Below are 2,019 nucleotides of genomic sequence, written 5' to 3'. Positions count from 1 at the left end.
GGCGTCGAAGCGGAGCCGGGCGCGGAAGTGGTCGGCGGCGAAGCCGGTCTCGGCGCTGCGCAGCGCGACCTCCACGACGCCGTCCCCGGTGACGGCCGCCGCGACCCGGACGACGGTGGTCCCGTCCGGCGGCACCACGACCGGGCGCTCGAACTCGGCGGCCTCGATCACCGGCAGGTCGGTGCGCCCGGCGGCGGCGGTGCCGGCCTGGACCATCGCCTCCATCCCGAACACGGCGGGCAGCAGCAGGTTGCCGTCCAGCAGGTGGTCGGCGAGGTAGTGGTCGGTGCCCGCGTTCAGCTCGACCTCGGTGACCAGCTCGACGCCCGGGTAGTGGACGAGCGGGCGGCCGAGGAAGCGCAGCAGCGGCAGCTCGGCCGCAGCGCGCCGGACGGTGTCGACGCGTCCGGTGCGGCCGCTGACCACGACCACCGGCGGGGCGTCCGGGTCGGCGAGCAGGCGGCGCATGAGCGCGACGCCCCGGTCCGGCGGGATCGCGGTGATCCCGTCCCGGGCGAGGGATTCGACGACCGACAGCCGCTCGCCCATCCCGACGCCCGACCAGACCGACCACTCCATGCAGAGGCAGCGGCAGTCCGGGTGCCAGCCGGCGACCGCCTCGGTGAGCTCGGCGAGCCACTCGTTGGCGAGCGCGTAGTGCGCCTCCCCGGCGAGCCCGGCGCGGCCGATGATGCTGCCGAAGGTGACCAGCAGCCGCAGCCGCCCGGTGTCCAGGGCCTCCAGGACGGCCTGGAGCCCGCCGACCTTCGGGGCGAGCGCGCCGCGCAGCGCGGTCTCGTCCAGGCTGTGGAGCGCTGCGGGCTCGTTGCGTCCGGCCCCGTGCAGCACGCCGGTCACCGGGCCGAGTTCGCGCTCGGTCTCGGCGACGGCCGCGCGGACGGCGGCGGTGTCGGTCACGTCCGCCCGGACGTACCGGACCCGCAGGCCGCGCTCGGTCATCCGCGCGAGGTTCGCGGCCAGCTCGGCGTCGGCGTCCGGGTCGGAGCGGCCGAGGACGGCGAGCGCCGCCCCGGTGTCCTCGGCGAGCGCGAGCGCGCACTCGGCCGTGATCCCCTTGCCGCCGCCGGTGACCAGCACGACGTCGTCCGCGCCGAGCGGGGCGGACGACCGCGCGTTCCGGACCGGCATCGGACGCAGCGTCGGCACGCGCCGCACCCCGTCCGCGCCGTACCGGACCTCGCTGAACCCGCTGGTCGCCGCAGCCTCGGCCACCACCCACGGCACGACGGAGGCGCCGGAGTCCGCGCCCGCGTCCGGGTCGGCGTCAGCGCCCGCGTTCTGCGGGACCGTCACGACGGTGACCTTGACGTTCGGGTCCTCCAGGCGCAGCGTCTTGGCGATCGCCGCCGCGCCGCGCCCCTGCTGAACGAGCACGAACCGCGATCCGCCGAGCGCGGTCTTCGCGCCGTCGAGGACGAGCCCGAGGTCGGCCTCGGTGCAGTCCGGCGGGAGGCAGACCAGCACGCCCCCGCCGATCCGCGCCTCCCGCAGCGCCCGCGCGAGCGGCGCGGCGAACGGGTGGCCGTCCGGCGCGAACACCTGCCACAGCCCGGGCTCCCCGGCGGACGCCTCGTCCGGCGCGGCCGGGAGGGGCGCCTCGTCCAGGTCGACCGAGAAGGCCCGCACCCAGGACGCCGCGCCGGTGACGACCGGCGTCTCCGGCGCGCCGCCGCCCGATCCGGCGAGGCCGTCGAGGACCTCGGCGAGCTCGGCGAGGGTGGCGGTGGCGAAGTTGGTCGGGGCGCTGCCGGGCTTCACGCCGAGGGCGAGCGCCGCCTGGTTCATGATCTGGCCGACGGTGATGGAGCTGAGGTGCAGGTCGTCCAGCAGGCGGCTGCCGTCGCCGACGGTCTCGGCGGGCAGCTCGGCGCGCTCGGCGGCGAGCCCGCGCAGGATCGCCAGCGCGCCGCCCTTCGCCGGACCGGCCGTCTCCGCACCGCCCGCCTCCTCCGCGCCGCCGGGACCGGCGGCGGGCCCGGCGGCGGGCCGGGTCGCCGT

Annotated in this window: 1 protein-coding gene; it reads right to left on the bottom strand. The window is 77.8% G+C overall.

What is annotated here, in order from left to right; translation table 11 throughout:
• Positions 1–2,019: SDR family NAD(P)-dependent oxidoreductase (locus AB0J52_RS37955; protein WP_500187830.1), on the bottom strand; the 2,019-nt coding region annotated here is incomplete at both ends.

Origin of the sequence: Spirillospora sp. NPDC049652, from assembly GCF_040675125.1 — a bacterium.
Lineage (GTDB): Bacteria > Actinomycetota > Actinomycetes > Streptosporangiales > Streptosporangiaceae > Spirillospora.
This window is presented reverse-complemented; position numbering and strand designations above follow the sequence as displayed.